This window comes from Streptomyces varsoviensis, from assembly GCF_000718635.1.
Lineage (GTDB): Bacteria > Actinomycetota > Actinomycetes > Streptomycetales > Streptomycetaceae > Streptomyces > Streptomyces varsoviensis.
This window is the reverse complement of sequence record NZ_JOBF01000022.1, coordinates 38,321-54,030: the sequence shown is the minus strand read 5'-3', so window position 1 is coordinate 54,030 and position 15,710 is coordinate 38,321. Positions and strand designations below refer to the sequence as shown.

17 protein-coding genes and 1 pseudogene are annotated in these 15,710 nt (G+C 70.2%); 7 read left to right on the top strand and 11 right to left on the bottom strand.

The window, feature by feature from the left end; translation table 11 throughout:
• Positions 1-2: 2 nt before the first annotated feature.
• From IF55_RS27010 to IF55_RS26990, 5 genes are all read right to left on the bottom strand, one after another.
• Positions 3-518, bottom strand: coding sequence for a GNAT family N-acetyltransferase (locus IF55_RS27010; protein WP_030878954.1), 516 nt, complete (start codon positions 516-518; stop codon positions 3-5).
• 9 nt (positions 519-527) lie between these two features.
• Positions 528-1,274: a polysaccharide deacetylase family protein gene (locus tag IF55_RS27005; protein WP_106980486.1), complete on the bottom strand. Its 747-nt coding sequence runs from the start codon at positions 1,272-1,274 to the stop codon at positions 528-530.
• A 260-nt stretch (positions 1,275-1,534) separates the two neighbouring features.
• Positions 1,535-1,738 (bottom strand): DUF397 domain-containing protein, encoded by a 204-nt coding sequence (locus IF55_RS27000; RefSeq protein ID WP_030878948.1) that lies wholly within the window; start codon positions 1,736-1,738, stop codon positions 1,535-1,537.
• Between the two features lie 9 nt (positions 1,739-1,747).
• Entirely contained in the window at positions 1,748-1,954 is a 207-nt protein-coding gene (locus IF55_RS26995) for a DUF397 domain-containing protein (protein ID WP_030878945.1), read from the bottom strand.
• 10 nt (positions 1,955-1,964) lie between these two features.
• Positions 1,965-2,846 carry a helix-turn-helix domain-containing protein gene (locus tag IF55_RS26990; protein ID WP_030878942.1) on the bottom strand — a complete coding sequence of 294 codons (882 nt, stop codon included), beginning with the start codon at positions 2,844-2,846 and terminating at the stop codon, positions 1,965-1,967.
• A gap of 249 nt (positions 2,847-3,095) precedes the next feature.
• On the opposite strand from IF55_RS26990, the gene IF55_RS26985 reads away from it, so the two are divergent.
• Positions 3,096-3,536: an ATP-binding protein gene (locus IF55_RS26985; protein WP_048832518.1), complete on the top strand. Its 441-nt coding sequence runs from the start codon at positions 3,096-3,098 to the stop codon at positions 3,534-3,536.
• 147 nt (positions 3,537-3,683) lie between these two features.
• On the opposite strand, the gene IF55_RS26980 is transcribed toward IF55_RS26985, so the two are convergent.
• From IF55_RS26980 to IF55_RS39540, 4 genes are all read right to left on the bottom strand, one after another.
• Positions 3,684-4,529, bottom strand: a complete 846-nt coding sequence (locus IF55_RS26980; protein ID WP_030878936.1) for a class I SAM-dependent methyltransferase — start codon at positions 4,527-4,529, stop codon at positions 3,684-3,686.
• A 136-nt stretch (positions 4,530-4,665) separates the two neighbouring features.
• Positions 4,666-4,893 (bottom strand): hypothetical protein, encoded by a 228-nt coding sequence (locus tag IF55_RS26975; RefSeq protein WP_030878934.1) that lies wholly within the window; start codon positions 4,891-4,893, stop codon positions 4,666-4,668.
• An 11-nt stretch (positions 4,894-4,904) separates the two neighbouring features.
• Positions 4,905-5,942 (bottom strand): hypothetical protein, encoded by a 1,038-nt coding sequence (locus IF55_RS26970; protein WP_030878931.1) that lies wholly within the window; start codon positions 5,940-5,942, stop codon positions 4,905-4,907.
• A 10-nt stretch (positions 5,943-5,952) separates the two neighbouring features.
• Complete coding sequence (locus IF55_RS39540; protein WP_157854302.1) at positions 5,953-6,483, bottom strand: hypothetical protein; 531 nt, start codon at positions 6,481-6,483, stop codon at positions 5,953-5,955.
• A 281-nt stretch (positions 6,484-6,764) separates the two neighbouring features.
• Here IF55_RS39540 and IF55_RS26960 point away from each other — a divergent pair, with 281 nt between their 5' ends.
• Positions 6,765-8,228 (top strand): hypothetical protein, encoded by a 1,464-nt coding sequence (locus IF55_RS26960; protein WP_398243090.1) that lies wholly within the window; start codon positions 6,765-6,767, stop codon positions 8,226-8,228.
• Positions 8,229-8,292: 64 nt separating this feature from the next.
• Here IF55_RS26960 and IF55_RS26955 read toward each other — a convergent pair whose 3' ends face one another.
• Both IF55_RS26955 and IF55_RS26950 read right to left on the bottom strand, forming a co-directional pair.
• Complete coding sequence (locus IF55_RS26955; protein WP_157854301.1) at positions 8,293-8,991, bottom strand: hypothetical protein; 699 nt, start codon at positions 8,989-8,991, stop codon at positions 8,293-8,295.
• Positions 8,992-9,309: 318 nt separating this feature from the next.
• Complete coding sequence (locus IF55_RS26950; protein ID WP_030878919.1) at positions 9,310-10,437, bottom strand: ferritin-like domain-containing protein; 1,128 nt, start codon at positions 10,435-10,437, stop codon at positions 9,310-9,312.
• Between the two features lie 159 nt (positions 10,438-10,596).
• Between IF55_RS26950 and IF55_RS26945 the strand changes: the two genes are divergently transcribed.
• The 5 genes and pseudogenes from IF55_RS26945 to IF55_RS26925 all read left to right on the top strand — a co-directional run bounded on the left by IF55_RS26945 (position 10,597) and on the right by IF55_RS26925 (position 15,698).
• The gene (locus tag IF55_RS26945; RefSeq protein WP_030878916.1) at positions 10,597-11,565 is read left to right on the top strand and encodes an AurF N-oxygenase family protein; all 969 of its coding nucleotides are present in this window, start codon (positions 10,597-10,599) and stop codon (positions 11,563-11,565) included.
• A gap of 188 nt (positions 11,566-11,753) precedes the next feature.
• On the top strand, positions 11,754-12,530 hold the full coding sequence (locus IF55_RS26940) for a TetR/AcrR family transcriptional regulator (RefSeq protein ID WP_078645273.1): 777 nt from the start codon (positions 11,754-11,756) through the stop codon (positions 12,528-12,530).
• A gap of 166 nt (positions 12,531-12,696) precedes the next feature.
• Positions 12,697-12,963, top strand: coding sequence for a hypothetical protein (locus IF55_RS26935; protein ID WP_030878911.1), 267 nt, complete (start codon positions 12,697-12,699; stop codon positions 12,961-12,963).
• Between the two features lie 354 nt (positions 12,964-13,317).
• Positions 13,318-14,391 (top strand): annotated as a pseudogene (locus IF55_RS26930) (chitinase); the annotation flags it as partial.
• Between the two features lie 164 nt (positions 14,392-14,555).
• Complete coding sequence (locus IF55_RS26925; RefSeq protein ID WP_030878906.1) at positions 14,556-15,698, top strand: C40 family peptidase; 1,143 nt, start codon at positions 14,556-14,558, stop codon at positions 15,696-15,698.
• Positions 15,699-15,710 lie beyond the last annotated feature (12 nt).

Below are 15,710 nucleotides of genomic sequence, written 5' to 3'. Positions count from 1 at the left end.
GCCTACAGCTCGCGCCGCATGCAGATCCGGGGCCACCGGTCGAGCCCGAGCTCGGCCTCGTGGCGCCGGATCGCGCGCAGGCCAGGCGTCAGCTCGTCGTCGGTGAGAGCCCGGAAACCACACCTCGCGTAGTACGGCGCGTTCCAGGGCACGTCGGAGAAGGTGGTCAGGGTCAGGGCGCGCAGCCCACGCCCGGCGGCCCACTCGGCGACGTGCTCGATAAGGGCCCGCCCGACCCCACGCCGGGCGAGGTCCGGATGGACCGTCACCTGCTCGATGTGGGCGGCACCATCGACGAGATCGACGAGGAGATAGGCGCGGGGCCGATCGTCGGCGTCGAGCGCGACCCAGGCCCGCCCGTCCTCCTGATAACGGGCGAGGTCGTCAAGCGAGGGCGGCGCGTCATCGGCGATCTCGGGCATCCCGACACCATGGAAGGCGAGCCCGCCGGCCCGTTCGATGTCCTGAAGAACAGGCAGGTCATCGGCCGAGCACGGCCGGATGCGGGGGGTCTCCATGATCAGATCTTAGTAAATCTGGGGGAAACTGAACCCGTACCCCTGCTCCTTGAGCCACGGCAGCAACTGCCCGAGCGCGGCCACGGTCTCACTGCGCTCGCCGCCCCCGTCGTGGAAGAGGATGGTCGGCCCGTTCGACAGCTCCTGCTTGACGGTGTTGATGATGCCCTGGACGCCGGGGCGCTCGAAGTCCTTGGTGTCGATGTTCCAGCCGAGGGGGCGCATGCCGTGTGCTGCCGCGATCTTGCGGCTGTCCGGGGTGAAGGCGCCGCCGGGCGCCCGGTAGTACTGCACCTTGGCGCCGCCCGCCGCGCCCTCGATCATCTGCTGGGCGTCGAGGATCTGCTGCTTCTGGAAGTCGACGGACTTGTGGTCCATGGTGACGTCGTGGTCGATGGTGTGGTCACAGAGCCGGTGCCCGGCGGCCACGACCTTCTTGACCAGTTCGGGGTGTTCCTTGGCCTGCGGCCCGATCATGCAGAACGTGGCCTTCACGTCGTACTGCTTGAGCAGGTCGAGCACCTTGGGCGTCCAGACGGGGTCGGGCCCGTCATCGATGGTGATGTTGACGGCCTTGCCGCCACTCTCGGTGGCGTGCACAATCCCGAGCGGTATCTCCTTGCGCGGCGTGGGCTTGGCCGCCGGCTCCTCCTGCCGCACCTGCTGCTGCCCCTGACCACCCCCGAAGCCATGGGTGACCGCGGCCACCGTCCCGGTGATCCCCGCGGTAGCGACCACAGCCGCGGCAACAGCCATCGCAACACGCCGCCGGCCGGCGGTCAGTCGTGCCATGAGAACGTCCCACTCCCTCTGTGCGTCTCAGTACGGCAGGACTGAACGCGGTACGGCTCCCCGATTACTGCTCCCAAAGATGCCGCGCGCGCCGCCATTGGTTCCAATGATTCGCGTGTGTGACGAGTCACCCGCCGAAGGTTGCCTCCCCCACAAAAAGAGGCCGCCAACTGGCGGCCTCCTCCCCCTCACATTGCCTCCCAGGCAACGAACTCAACGCCCCATCAGCCCACCCGGCCTCCGCCGAAGACTCCTGCCTTGACTCGCGCCATCAGCATCCGCATCGCTGCCGGGCCGGTGCTCACGACATCGCCGGGGCGGCCGCTCTCCCGCAGGAGCATCGGGCCGCCGGGGCGGGCGGCGACCTCAACGCACTCGCCGTGGTCGCCGGTGCTGAACGAGGACTTCTGCCATGCGAGGTCAAGCATCGGGCCCCCTTACCGTTCGTCCCTTCCGAGGTCGAACTCCGCGGCCTTGATACGCCGCACCAGCCCCCGCAGCCCGGCAACCGGCACAGCGAGGACGACACCGGGTTGGTCACTCTCCCTCAGGAGCGCCAGTCCGTCGGGGGCGGCGGCGACCTCGACGCACTCGCCGTTTCCTCCACCGCTGAATGAGGACTTGCGCCATACAAGCTCGGACATCGGTCTCCTTCTACAGGCTGTACATCACGTGCTGGATGAGACTCAGCGAATCGCGGCACTCATGTGATTCCGGCGTCGACTCCGGGTCCACCGGGCCGAGTGCCAGACCGGACAGCTTCTCGAACATCTTGGCGTACTCATGGATGGCCTCTCCATCCCTCAGGAATACCGAGTTCTGCGGGTGTTCCAGGTAGACCGTGTTGAGTTCGGGGGTACCGCCGCCGAAGATGGCGAAGGACCGGCTGTACGCCGAGTACGCTCCCGCCTCGAACGGGAAAACCTGCACGGTTACGTTCGGCAATCGCGACGCCTCGATGAGCCGAAGCAACTGCCGACGCATCGTCTTCGGCCCCCCGATGTGCGCGTGCAACGCGCCTTCGTGGATGACCGCGCGGTAGGACACGGGCGACTCACCCTCCAGCACACGCTGGCGCGCCATTCTGAACGCCACAAACCGGTCGACCCGTTGCGGGTCGGACTCAGAAACCGAGATCACCGCTCGCGCGTAGTCCTCCGTCTGAAGCATCCCCGGCACGAAGAGCGGCTCGTGCGTCCGAAGGGCCCTGGACCGCGACTCCAGCTCGGCGAGATCGACCCCGGTCGGCGCCAGGACATCGCGGTACGAGTCCCACCAGCCCTTGCCCAACTCCTGAGCCATCTCCATGAGCCCGTCGAAGAGCGCCCCGGGAGGACACCCGTACTCACGCAGCAGCTTGTACAGCCGGTTGCGCGAGACGTCGATCCGCCCGGCCTCGATGTTGCTGATACGGGCGCGGTCGGCGTCCAGGATCGCGGCGGCCTGGTCCCCGGACAGCCCCGCACGGTTCCGCAGCCTGCGCAGCTCTGCCCCGAGCCGGCGTTGCCGTTCCGTGGGTTGGCTCCTGGGTGCCATCTGCCCCTCCTCGTGTCTTCACGCAGTTTGCCGACCCTGTTCTGCACGGTCCATTCGCAGAGGCCCTCGCCCCTCGTACGAGGGAATGTCCCCTCGAAAAGTTGCGGCATAGGAAAACCTTTCCCTACCGTCGGAGGCGACCCGCCCGCCAGGCGCGACGCCGGAAGTGCGCTGTCCTCAAACGAAGTTGGGGAGGGCGACGCCACCGCAAAGCGCATCGCGGGCCCGGCGCCCAACGGAGGTCGCGCCATGTACCCACACCCCTCGCCCCAGCCACCCTGCTCCCCCGGCTCGCCGCTCGTCTCGCTGGTCTTTCCGCCCGACCCCGTCTGGGTGCGCGCGGCGCGCGAGGCCGTACGGTCGCTGCTCGCGGCGGCCCGTAGGACCGATCTCGCGGATGCCGCGCTGCTGCTCACGTCCGAGGCCGTCACCAACTCCGTCAATGCCTGTCTGGCCAATCGCTGCACCATCCCCGTGACGCTCTTCGCGGAGTGGAACAACCCGCACCGTCTCCGCGTCCTCGTGCACGATGAAGCGCCGGGGCTGCCTGTGTGTCAGTTGCCGTCGGCCGAGACCGAGCGCGGGCGCGGGATGATGCTCATCTCGCGGGGTGCGGACGCGTGGGGCGTGTGCAACCACGGTCCGGGCAGGGGAAAGGCGACCTGGTTCGAGCTGGGGATAAGGGGCTGAGGGACAGCCGTGTCTGGCCGCGCCGAGCGCTCATCGGCTCTGGCCGAACGCGAAGGCGGAGGCTTCGGGGTTGGTGCGTCGGGGCTCAGTAGTCGGCGCGGAGACTGTATATGGGAGTCCGGTCGCCCCGAACGTGACTGCCTCCGCTCAGGTGACCCGCGCGGCCACCAGGGTCTCGAAGGTATAGGGGCGCAGCCCATCGGTACGGTCGGCGAAGTACCGCTGCTGTAGGTCCGCATGTGCGGGATGGTCCACGACCTTCAGCCCGCACCGGCCGATCAGCCTCTCGATCTCGGTCGCCGGCCAGCCGGGCTGAAGAGGCTCGCCGGCGGAAGCCGCGATCGGCGTGTAGATCCGGGCGAATTCCGTCCCCACGTTGTCCAGCACACCGTCCTCGGCCCGGTAGGAGAACACCACCTCGGACCCGGGAGCGGCCGCCGCGATCGTGCGCAACGTCGACTCGATCGCCCGCGCCGTCAGATAGGGAGCGACACCCGTCCAGCAGAACATCGCCGGCCGCGCCCAGTCGAATCCGGCCGCGCCCAGACCATCCTGAACCCGCTCGGCCTCGAAATCGACCGGCACGAATACCTGCGCGTCGCTGAGCGGCAGGCCGAGCGCCCTGACCCGCTGGAGCTTCCACGTCTGGGAAGCGGGGTGATCAACCTCGAACACCGTCAGTGAGCCGAGCAGATCCGGCTGCCGCCACGCGAACGAGTCGAGCCCCGCGCCGAGAATCACGTACTGCGTGAAGGCGCCGGCAGCCAGCCGGTCCTCGGCGTACCGGCTGCGGGTGCAGACAGCCGCGCGGGACTCGCGACGGACCGGGGCGGGGAACAGCGGATCGAACCGGTCTCGCAGCTCCTGCCATACCGGGCCGACGAGCACCAGGGCCAGCACATCGTCCAGTACCCACGGCGACGCCGTCTCCAGGCGAAACAATCCACGTGACACGGCCGCGAACATCGCCGTCCTGCTCGGCGCGCTCTCCATGCGTTCCTCCTCGCCGCCCAGAACCGACGCGCGCCCACTCCGCGCCCTTCACAGGATGCGCCTGAAGCGCCCTGACGGCCACAGAAAAAGCACCTGCCCGCCCGACGCGTGAGTCGGGCGGGCGGCGGGCGGGGCGTCAGCGGGGGCGTTGGGCGTAGGCGAGCACGTAGGCGATGGCGAGGAGCAGGCCCAGAACGCCGATTCCCGCGAACGCCAGGATCTCCAGTACACCGGCGTCGCCGGAAACGGCGCTGACGGTGCCCGTGGCGCCGGCGAGCGCTCCGATCACGCCGGCGACGAGGGTTCTGTGATGGCCCAGCAGGGCCCGCAGGGGGCCCTGGTTCGGTGCGCCTCGGTGTGTCATGTGCGGGCGCCTCACTTCCAGTGGACTCGGCCGGGGTCCTTGGGGGCCATGATTTTGGCGTCGGGGCGTTCGGAGGCGTGCATGGCCGGGGTGTAGTAGAAGTCCAGGCCGGTGGCGACGATGCCGGCGGGGACGCCGAAGACCTTGCCGCCGAAGGAGCCCGCCTTGTTCATGAGGGTCGGCTTGCGGTGGCGGCCGCCGCCGCCGGAGGTTTCCATGAGGGAGGCCTCCATGCCGGCCGCGTAGGCGGGGGTGCCGTCGATGAAATACGACTTGGCGCTGGCCCAGTCGCCCTTCTGGACGCTGTCGGCGCTGTTGAGCCAGGCGCGGTAGCTGAGGAATTCGGCCACCGGCTTGATGGTGGAATTCCCGAACTTGCCGTCCGCCGCGTGGTCCATCTTGGTCTGGATCTCTTTGTCGGACAGCTCCTTGAGCGAGATCTTCTTGTCGCTCTGGTGCGCGCGTTCCTTCCGCATGCCGCGCGCGTCGGCGAGGCTGACCGGGGCCGTCGGGAGGAACCCGATGTCGTAGCTGTGCTTCATCTCCTGGAGCGACCACCGCAGGGTGGAGTCGGTCTCGGCGGCGTCGTCGAGGGCTTGGCGGGTGCGGTCCTTGTAGGACTTGATGGTGGGCTCGTACGCCGTCTTCAGTTCGGCCAGGTCGTCCGGTTCCACCTTGGCGGCGTCCACGTAGACGGAGCCGTCGCTCGGCCTGATCGAAAGGTGTTCGTGCCCCGCCAGCTCCTCCGCGATGTCGGTCAGCGCCTTCTTCGCCGCGCGGAACGACTTGAGGCAGTTGTCGAGGAATTCATGGACGCTGACGGCCTCGTTCTCCGCGTTGTCGAGCTGGTATCCCAGCCCGCGGATGGTGGTGAAGGCGGCCTGCGCCGTGTCGCCTTCCCAGTCGGAGTTCTGCAGCCCCTTCGCCACCTCGGTGTCGAAGGTCTTCGCGGCCTTCTGGACGCGCTTGGGCAGGTGCGACCAGGCGTCGACGGCCGAGGCGAACTTCTCCAGGTTCACGGACTTCAGGTCCGTGTAGCTCACTGACATGCCGCCCCCCTCAGATGACGTCGCCGGGCTTGTATGTGTACTTCTTCTCGAAACTTCGCTTCCGCTCGTGGTCCTCGGTCTCGAAGGAATCCGCGGCCGACCGCAATGCGCCGCCCAGTCCCTCTTTCCCGATCTGCCCGGCCACGTACTTCGCGCCCTTTTCCCAGGAGTCCACGAAATCCGAGAAGGCACCGGCCGAAGAGAACCCCTTCATCGAACCGGGGATCTCCGCTGTCTTGGCCAGTACGTCCTTGTGCGCGTCCTTGAACTCCTTCGACGCCTCGTTCTCGGCCTTGTTCGCCCGGCCCCGCAGAAGGGACGGCGTCACATGCAGCTTTCCCTTTCCTCCGGAACCGCCGCCGGTGCCATTGAGCCGCGTACCCGTGGCCTGCTCCGCCTGAGCATTGGCCTTGAGCTGCGCCCACTCGTCATCAAAAGACAACTTTCCCCCGTTCGGATCACGCTGCGCAAGCAGCCGTTCACCATCCACGAGCTCGGTGGACGGCCGCGCCTGTACGGTAACCCGGAGTTCCGTTCGCACGCATCTGCCGACCGCCTCCCGGAAACAAACCCCGTTCCCGTTTCGCCGCGCAATGCGCGTAAAGCCCACGGCCTTTTCGGGCGGCCGTCGCCGCCGGGGAGGGGATATCGAAGCCGCGGATGGCCCGCAGATGGACCGCCGGTTACGCAATGACCAATTCCTGTGACGCCCTTGCCAGTTGAGACCCCTGTGGCTCATGGTTCGATCTCAAGCCTGAGCCGGGTACGCACGTACGACCGACGCTCGTCGAACCCGGTGCCGGCGCCCGTTCAGGAGAAGGGTTGACGACCACCGTGCTCTCCCCCACCGTGCTCTCCCCCACCGCGCACTCCCCGCGCCGCAACCGGGTCCTCGGCTGCGGCATAGCCCTGGCGCTCGCCGCCGGTTCCGCCGCGCTGTCCCTGCCGGCCTCCGCGGCGGCGGCGCCCGGCAAGCCGTCCATCAAGCTGTCCGCCGGCTATCTGTCCGGCGCGGTCGGCGCCACGGGCGACCCGACCGTCACCGTCACGGTCGCCCAGAGCGGGGCCGACGGCGACGCGCTCAAGGTCAGCGCCACCGCCAGCTCCCGTGACGCGGTCGCGAAGGCGGGCGACGTACGGATCACCGGGAGCGGCGCCAGCCGGCAGGTGGCCGTCAAGGCGCGCGGGCGCGGATACGCCGACCTCACGCTGAAGGTGGAGGGAGCGGGCGGGAAGAGCGCCACCACCACCCTGCACTACGCCGCCTCCGGCGCGGTCCACGACGCCGCCGCCGACACCCGCTACCTCACCGGGGCCGGCGACTCCTCCGCCGCGGTGGACGTCGGCGGCGGCTACATGGTCGTCGCCGACGACGAGAACAACACCCTGCGGCTGTACCGCCGCGACGCCTCCGGCGGGCCGGTCAAGACCTGGGACTTCAGCTCGAAGCTCGGCGTCGACGCGGAGATCGACATCGAGGCCGCGACCCGCGTCGGCGACACGATCTACTGGACCGGGTCCATGGGCAACAGCAAGAAGGGCAAGCCGAAGCCGGACCGCTCCACGCTGTTCACCACCACCGTCACCGGCTCCGGCGCGGACACGGAGCTGAAGCTCGGCGGCTCGTACCACGGGCTCCGCGACGACCTCGTCAAGTGGGACCAGGACCACGGGAACCGCTTCGGATTCGCCGACGGCACCGCCGACGGCCAGGCGCCCAAGCAGATCGACGGCTTCAACGTGGAGGGGATGGAGTTCGCGCCGGGCAGCTCCAGCACCGCCTACGTCGGCTTCCGGGCGCCGCTGGTCCCGCCGAAGAAGGGCGGCAAGGCGCTGCTCGTACCGGTCACCAACATGGACAAGCTCACGAAGGCCGACAAGGGGACCGGCAAGGGGGAAAAGGCCGTGCACGCCGCCTTCGGCGAGCCGATCACCCTCGACCTCGGCGGCCTCAGCGTCCGCGACATCCGGCGCAACGCCGCCGGCCAGTACCTGATCGTCGCCGGCTCCTGGGCCGCCGAGGACAACAGCGAGCCGTACGCGCTGTACGCCTGGGACGGCGTCGCCAGGCACCAGCCGGTCAAGCGGCTCGACCTGCCGACCGCCGACCCCGGCGGCTGGGAGGCCGTCGTCGACGTCCCCGACCTCACCGCGCCCGGCGCCAAGGTGCAGGTCATCACGGACGCCGGCTCGGCCGACCTGTACGGCGACGGCACCGAGGCCAAGGAGCTGCCGCACGCCGAGTGGAAGAAGTCACGGGCCGTCTGGTTCCCGCTCGGCTCCTGACCGGCTGACCGACTGACTGACTGACCCGCGTACGGACACCGGGGCGCGGGCCGCGTCAACGCGCTCACGGCGACGTGACGCGGACCTCGTCCCGTACCGCCGCAGCCCGCTGCGCCAGCGCCCGCACGTCGTCCGGCGTGCCGCCGCCGTTCGCCACGCCGCCCGTCTCCAGCACCGTGGCCACGGTGCTGTGGTCGCTCCACGCGCAGACGGGCATGGTCCCGGACGCGCCCGCGCGCTTGAGGCTGATCACCTGGCAGCGCACCGGCTCGTGCGCGCCGGGCGGCGTGATGGTGCGGGCGGGCGTGGTGACCTCGGTCCCGTCCGCCTCGCCGACGCCCCTGAGCATGCTGTCCACGGCCACGTCCGGGTCGGCGATGTCGCCGTACATGCCCGAGAAGACCAGCGTGGTCGGCGTCCCCCCGGACGCGGACAGGTACTGGCCACCGGCGTTGCGCATGCCGCGCTCGTTCGGCCCCGAGTTGCGGGGGCCCAGCTTGTCGTCGAGCGAGCTGGTCAGATCCTTGGCCAGGGTGTACTTGCCGCCCGCCAGGGACTTGGGGACGGTCAGCCGGTACTCCGCCGACGGCGCGTCCGGCGCCGACGAGGGCCCGCCCGAGGGCGCGTCCGAGGGTGAGGACGGCGCCGAGGGGGAGGACGAGTCCGCCGGGGCGGCGGACGACGACTTCGACGAGCCGCCGTTCGACGTGATCGCGGTCACCACGGCGCCCAGGACCACGATCCCGGCCAGGGACCCGGCCACGATGGCGACGATCTTGCCCGGTCCCATCCCGCGCCGCGGCGGGACCGGAGGCGGCATCGGCGGCTGCCCCCAGCCGCCGGGGTACCCCTGCGGATAGCCCTGCTGGGGGTACTGAGGGAACTGCGGATATTGGGGGTACTGGGGAGGCTGCCCGTACGCCCCAGGCGCCCCCTGCCCGTACGGCCCCTGCGCCCCCGATCCGTTCGGCGGCGGTGACGATGGCGGTGGTGGCGGCGGTGTCGACATCGGTGTGTCCCCCTCAGTACTCATCCCCGTTCATGAGCACCGTACGTCACCCTCTTCGCACCCATCGGATCGCTATCCTTCCGCGCCCCGCGCGATCGCCTCGGCGACCTCCGCCGTACGCGCCGCCTCCTCCGCCTCGAAGCGCCGCGCGTCCAGCCGCTCGGCGATCTCCTCGTCCTGCGCCATAAGCAGATCCAGGTTGGAGTCGCCCAGTTCGAAGACGCCCATGTCGGCGTAGGCGCGCTGCAGCCGCTCGCCCCACAGGCCGATGTCCTTGACGCACGGCACGATGCGGCTGAACAGGAGCTTCCGGAAGAGCTGGAGATACTCGGAGCCCTCGCTCAACTCGGCCGCCTCGCGCTCGGGGATGCCGAAGCCGGTCAGGACCTCGTCGCCGCGCAGCCGGTCGCGCATCAGATAGCAGCCCTCGATGACGAACTCCTCGCGCTCGCGCAGCTCCGCGTCGGTCAACTGCCGGTAGTAGTCGCGCAGCGCCATCCGCCCGAACGCGACGTGCCGCGCCTCGTCCTGCATCACGTAGGCGAGGATCTGCCGGGGCAGCGGCTTGTCCGTGGTGTCGCGGAGCATGCCGAAGGCGGCGAGCGCGAGCCCCTCGATCAGCACCTGCATGCCGAGGTACGGCATGTCCCAGCGGGAGTCGCGCAGGGTGTCGCCGAGCAGCGCCTGGAGGTTGTCGTTGATGGGATAGACCAGGCCGACCTTCTCGTGCAGGAAGCGGCCGTAGACCTCCGCGTGCCGGGCCTCGTCCATGGTCTGGGTGGCGGAGTAGAACTTCGCGTCGAGGTCGGGGGCGGACTCCACGATGCGGGCCGCGCACACCATCGCGCCCTGTTCGCCGTGGAGGAACTGGCTGAACTGCCAGGAGCCGTAGTGGCGGCGCAAGTCCGCCCGGTTGCGCTCGCTCATCCGGTCCCAGTACGGGCTGCCGTAGATGGTCATGTTCTCGTCGGGGACACCGAGCGGGTCGTACGGGTCCACTTCGAGGTCCCAGTCGATGCGGCGGGCCGAGTCCCACTGCTTGTCCTTGCCCTTCTGGTAGAGGGCGAGGAGCCGTTCGCGGCCGGCGCCGTCCGCCTGGCCCGGGTACATCGCCTCCCAGCTGAAACGGGCCGCGCCGCTCGCGGGCACCTCCCAGCTCCGTTCTCCGAACTCCTGTGGCAGCGGCTTCCGTGTCGGCATGTGGCGCCTCCCGTCCCGTGTACCAAGGGTCGTTGGGCAGGCTCACACGCCCGTTACCGCTGGGTCAACAAGTTGCGCGAGGGGGATTGACGGCCTTGCTGACAAGCAGTCTCATAAGGGAGTGACCGCGGGTAACCCAACGATGAGGTGTACTCAGCCATGACCACCGCTCCCCAAAAGACCGCGTCCGAAAGGTCCGAGGCGACCGAGCACGATGTCGCCGTCCTGCGGGACGCGCTCGGCCTCCTCAAGGACCGCGAGCAGGTCGCCGAGCGGCTGCTCGCCTCCTCCGCCAAGCACTCCTTCGACCCGGACACCGAACTCGACTGGGTCTCCCCCGTCGAGGACGGCAAGTGGTACTGGCCGCCGGAGCTGCTCTCCCTCTACGACACCCCGATGTGGCACCGGATGCCGCACGAGCAGCGGCTCGAACTCTCCCGCCACGAGGCCGCGTCGCTCGCCTCCCTCGGCATCTGGTTCGAGATCATCCTGATGCAGCTCCTGGTCCGGCACGTCTACGACAAGTCCGTGACCAGCGCGCACGTCCGGTACGCGCTCACCGAGATAGCCGACGAGTGCCGCCACTCCAAGATGTTCGCCCGCATGATCGAGAAGGGCGGCGCCCCCACCTACCCGGTCTCCCGCTTCCACCACAACCTGGCGCGCGTCCTGAAGACCGTCTCCACGACGCCCGGTTCGTTCGCGTGCACACTGCTCGGCGAGGAGATCCTCGACTACATGCAGCGGCTCACCTTCCCCGACGAGCGCGTGCAGACCATCGTCCGCGGCGTCACCCGCATCCACGTCGTGGAAGAGGCCCGGCACGTCCGGTACGCGCGCGAGGAGCTGCGCCGCCAGATGGTCTCCTGCCCGCGCTGGGAGGCCCAGTTGACCCGCCTCAGCTCCGGCGAGGCCGCCCGTGTCTTCTCCATCGCCTTCGTCAACCCCGAGGTCTACACCAACGTCGGGCTCGACCGGCGCGAGGCCGTCCGGCAGGTGAAGGAGAGCGGCCACCGCCGCGAGGTGATGCAGACGGGCGCCAAGCGGCTCACCGACTTCCTGGACGACATCGGCGTGATGCGCGGCGTCGGCCGCCGGCTGTGGCGCAGCTCGGGCCTGCTGGCCTGACCCCGTAGGCCCCACGGGCCCGGCCCCGCCACCGCCACGCGAGTCCGGCCCGTACGCGCGCCCGGCCGGCGAGCGAGCCCGGCCCGTACGCGCCTCCCCGCCCGTACGCGCCCCCGCCCGCGAGCCGCCCGTCCGCACTCCCCCACCGCCCCGACCGCCGTCCCGGCATGGCGGTTACGCTGCGGAGTATGAGCAACAGCCGCGCGCCCCAGGAGCTGAACCCGAGATCAGGCGGCACGCGGCGGGACCCGGTCGCGCGCGGCTCGTACCGCAGGCTCAGCGTCGAGGAGCGCCGGGCGCAGCTCATCACGGCCGCGCTGGGGCTCTTCGCCCACAGCGCCCCCGAGGACATCTCGTTGGACGACGTCGCCGCCGCGGCCGAGGTCTCCCGGCCGCTGGTCTACCGCTACTTCCCGGGCGGCAAGCAGCAGTTGTACGAGGCCGCGCTGCGCAGCGCGGCCGACGAGCTGGAGCTGTGCTTCGCCGTACCGCGCACCGGGCCGCTCACCCACCGGCTCGCGGCGGCCCTCGACCGCTACCTCGCGTTCGTCGACGAGCACGACGCGGGGTTCAGCGCGCTGCTCCAGGGCGGGAGCGTGGTGGAGACGTCCCGTACGGGCGCGATCGTGGACGAGGTGCGGCGGGCCGCCGCCGACCAGATCCTCACCCACCTCCAGGTCCCCGAGCCGGGCCCGCGGCTGCGGATGATGGTGCGCACCTGGATAACGGCCGTCGAGGCGGCCTCCCTGATCTGGCTGGACGAGGGGAAGCGGCCGCCGGTGGACGAGTTGCGCGACTGGCTCGTGGACCACTTCGTGGCGATGCTGACGGCGACCTCGGCGAGCGACGAGCAGACGGCGCGCGTGACGCGGGCCGCCCTGGCCATGGAGCTGCCGGACGGCGCGGCGGGCCGCCTGGCACGGGCCGTCCTCCCGGTCGTCTCCGACGCGGCCCACCTGCTCTGACGCGCGTACGCACGTAAGGGCGCGGGCAGTGGAGACCCGGGCCCCTTGGCCGTACGAGCCCGCCCCCCTTGACCGTACGAGCCCGCGCCGCGCCCCGGCACGCCGCCGCCCCGCGCGCCGTCGCGCGTGGCGCGGGATTCGGGGCGCTCTGGCGGAGACTGGTGGGGTGAGAAGCGAAGACACCCTGTTCGTGGGCGGGCCGCTGGACGGGCGGGTGCTGCCGGTGCTGGTGGGGGCGACCGGGCAGCCGCCGAAGGTGTACGAGATCCCGGTGCCGAACGACGACGGGCGGCCGCCGACCGTCCACGTGTACCTCCGGGCCCCGGCCGGTACGACGAAGCGGCTGGGGCTGCCGCGGGGGTGGCGGTACGAGTATGCGCCGGAGGGCCGGCCGGCCAGTCGGCTGAAGTGGCCGTGGACGCGGGACGGTTGACCGCGGGGGGACGGACCGGCGGGGTTTGGTCCGGACCATTGACACCAGTGGTCCAGACCGGTTTGCTGCTGGACCAGAGGGGTCCGCCTTGGCGAACTCCCTGGCTCCGTGTCCGAAGGCTCCGCGCCTGCCGCGCCCGGGGCCGGACCGGAGCCGGTCCCTCCCCTGCGAGGGCGGCCCCCTCTCCCGACCGCTCGACCGGCACGCCCCCACCACCCGTACCGCCGTCGACACCAAGGAGCACCCCCCATGCCCCTGCGCGAGAGAACGCTGTCCGCATCGCTTGCGGCGGTCGCCGCCGCCGCTCTGCTCTCCACCGCCGCGTACCTTCCCACCGCCCACGCGGAGGCCCGTTCCGCCCCCGCCCGCACGGCCACCGCCGAGACCGCCACCGCCAAGACCGCGGCCGCCCTGCCCGAGCACGCGCTCGTGGGCTATCTGCACGCCAGCTTCGCCAACGGTTCCGGATACGTACGGATGGCCGACGTGCCGGACAGTTGGGACGTCATCGACCTGGCCTTCGGCGAGCCGACCTCCACCACCTCGGGCGACATCCGCTTCGACCGCTGCCCCAAGAGCGAGTGTCCGAACGTGGAGTCCGAGGACGAGTTCAAGGCCGCGATCAAGGCCAAGCAGGCGGCGGGCAAGAAGGTCCTCATCTCCATCGGCGGCCAGAACGGCCAGGTGCGGCTGACCACCACCGCCGCCCGCGACGCGTTCGTCAGGTCCGTCGGCGCGATCATCGACCGGTACGGGCTCGACGGCCTGGACATCGACTTCGAGGGCCACTCGCTCTCCCTGAACACCGGCGACACCGACTTCAAGAACCCCAAGACCCCCGTCATCGTGAACCTGATCTCGGCGGTCAAGACCCTGAAGGCGAAGTACGGCGCCGGCTTCACGCTCACCATGGCGCCGGAGACCTTCTTCGTGCAGCTCGGCTACCAGTACTACGGCTCGGGCAAGTGGGGCGGGCAGGACCCGCGCGCGGGCGCGTACCTGCCGGTCATCCACGCCCTGCGCGACGACCTCACCCTGCTGCACGTACAGGACTACAACTCGGGCCCGATCACCGGGCTCGACAACCAGTACCACTCGATGGGCGGCGCGGACTTCCACATCGCCATGACGGACATGCTGCTCACCGGCTTCCCCGTCGCGGGCGACAAGAACAACGTCTTCCCCGCCCTGAAGCCCTCCCAGGTCGCCATCGGCCTGCCCGCGAGCCCCACCGCGGGCAACGGCCACACCACGCCCGGCGAGGTGAACAAAGCCCTCGACTGCCTGACGAAGAAGACCTCGTGCGGCGGCTACGCCACCCACGGCACCTGGCCCGCGCTGCGCGGGCTGATGGCCTGGTCGGTGAATTGGGACTCCTTCAACAAGCGGGAGTTCTCCAAGAATTTCGACGCCTACTACCGGCGCTAGCGTCCCAGGGCCCCCGCCGGTCAGGTGACGCGAAGGCGGCCATTCAGTGGCGAGGTGGGGCGGAATCGCCCGTACCACTGCCGTTAATAGCATTGGTCATGGCACGATCCCTTCCTGGGCCAAATGATCTAGGCCATTGATCTGGGCCACTCATGGAGGTAATCGTGTCCGGACGGTTCGTACGGTCGGTGTGCACGGCGGCGGTGGTCGCCACGGCGGCGTTCGCACTGCCCGCGCCCATGGCCTTCGCGTCACCGAAGGACCCCCCGGACGTCCCGGTCAGCGAGCTCCTCACCCAGCTCCAGACGCTGTATCAGAAGGCCGAGGAGGCCACCGAGACATACAACGGGACCGAGGAGAAGCTGAAGAAGCAGCGGGCCCGCGTCGACCAGCTCAACACCGAGCTGGCCGACGTCCGGGTCGCGCTCGCCAACAGCAGGAACGACGCCGGACGGCTCGCCCGCGAGCAGTACCGCGGCGGCACCGGCGCCCTCTCCCCGTACGTACGGTTCCTGCTCAGCCGCGACCCGCAGGAGGCCCTGGACCAGGGCCACCAGCTCAAGCGCGAGGCCGACCGGCGGGCCGCGCTGATCAAGCGGCTCACCGGCGGCGAACAGCAGGCCGACCAGCTCGCGACCGACGCGCTGGCCGCCCTCGACGTGCAGGAATCCCTCGCGGCCACCCAGAAGAAGCAGCGCGACACCGTCAAGCAGCGGCTCGCCGAGGTCGAGAAGATGCTGGCGTCGCTGACCGGCGATCAGCTCGCCGAGCTCCAGCGGCTGGAACAGCGGGACGTCGGCGAGGCCCAGGACAAGCTGCTGGCGAGCGGCGCGCTGAGCGGATCGCGGGCCCCCTCCAAGGACGGCGAGGCCGCCGTCGCGTACGCCTTCAAGCAGCTCGGCAAGCCCTACGTCTGGGGCGCCACCGGGCCGGACTCCTTCGACTGCTCGGGCCTCACCTCCCAGGCGTGGGCGCACGCGGGCGACCCGATCCCGCGCACCAGCCAGGAGCAGTGGAAGACCCTGCCGCGGGTGCCCCTCAACCAACTGCGCCCCGGCGACCTGGTCGTCTACTTCAAGGGGGCCACCCACGTCGCCCTCTACACAGGGGACGGCCTGGTGGTGCAGGCGCCGCGGCCCGGCGCGAAGGTGAAGGTGTCGCCCATAGCGGCGAACCCGCTGCTCGGGGCCGTCCGCCCGGACCAGGGCAAGGAGCCGGTGAAGGACTACAAGCCGCCGCGGCTGCCCGCGGGCGCGGCGGCCGGCTCGGACACCGGCTACGGCTCCGCCGGGGCGCCGAAGAGCTGAGAGCCTGTGTCA

Coding starts and splice junctions, on each gene's coding strand:
- IF55_RS27010 (WP_030878954.1), bottom strand. CDS start 518: ATGGAGACCCCCCGCATCCGGCCGTGCTCGGCCGATGACCTGCCTGTT.
- IF55_RS27005 (WP_106980486.1), bottom strand. CDS start 1,274: ATGGCTGTTGCCGCGGCTGTGGTCGCTACCGCGGGGATCACCGGGACG.
- IF55_RS27000 (WP_030878948.1), bottom strand. CDS start 1,738: ATGCTTGACCTCGCATGGCAGAAGTCCTCGTTCAGCACCGGCGACCAC.
- IF55_RS26995 (WP_030878945.1), bottom strand. CDS start 1,954: ATGTCCGAGCTTGTATGGCGCAAGTCCTCATTCAGCGGTGGAGGAAAC.
- IF55_RS26990 (WP_030878942.1), bottom strand. CDS start 2,846: ATGGCACCCAGGAGCCAACCCACGGAACGGCAACGCCGGCTCGGGGCA.
- IF55_RS26985 (WP_048832518.1), top strand. CDS start 3,096: ATGTACCCACACCCCTCGCCCCAGCCACCCTGCTCCCCCGGCTCGCCG.
- IF55_RS26980 (WP_030878936.1), bottom strand. CDS start 4,529: ATGGAGAGCGCGCCGAGCAGGACGGCGATGTTCGCGGCCGTGTCACGT.
- IF55_RS26975 (WP_030878934.1), bottom strand. CDS start 4,893: ATGACACACCGAGGCGCACCGAACCAGGGCCCCCTGCGGGCCCTGCTG.
- IF55_RS26970 (WP_030878931.1), bottom strand. CDS start 5,942: ATGTCAGTGAGCTACACGGACCTGAAGTCCGTGAACCTGGAGAAGTTC.
- IF55_RS26950 (WP_030878919.1), bottom strand. CDS start 10,437: ATGCCGACACGGAAGCCGCTGCCACAGGAGTTCGGAGAACGGAGCTGG.
- IF55_RS26945 (WP_030878916.1), top strand. CDS start 10,597: ATGACCACCGCTCCCCAAAAGACCGCGTCCGAAAGGTCCGAGGCGACC.
- IF55_RS26940 (WP_078645273.1), top strand. CDS start 11,754: ATGAGCAACAGCCGCGCGCCCCAGGAGCTGAACCCGAGATCAGGCGGC.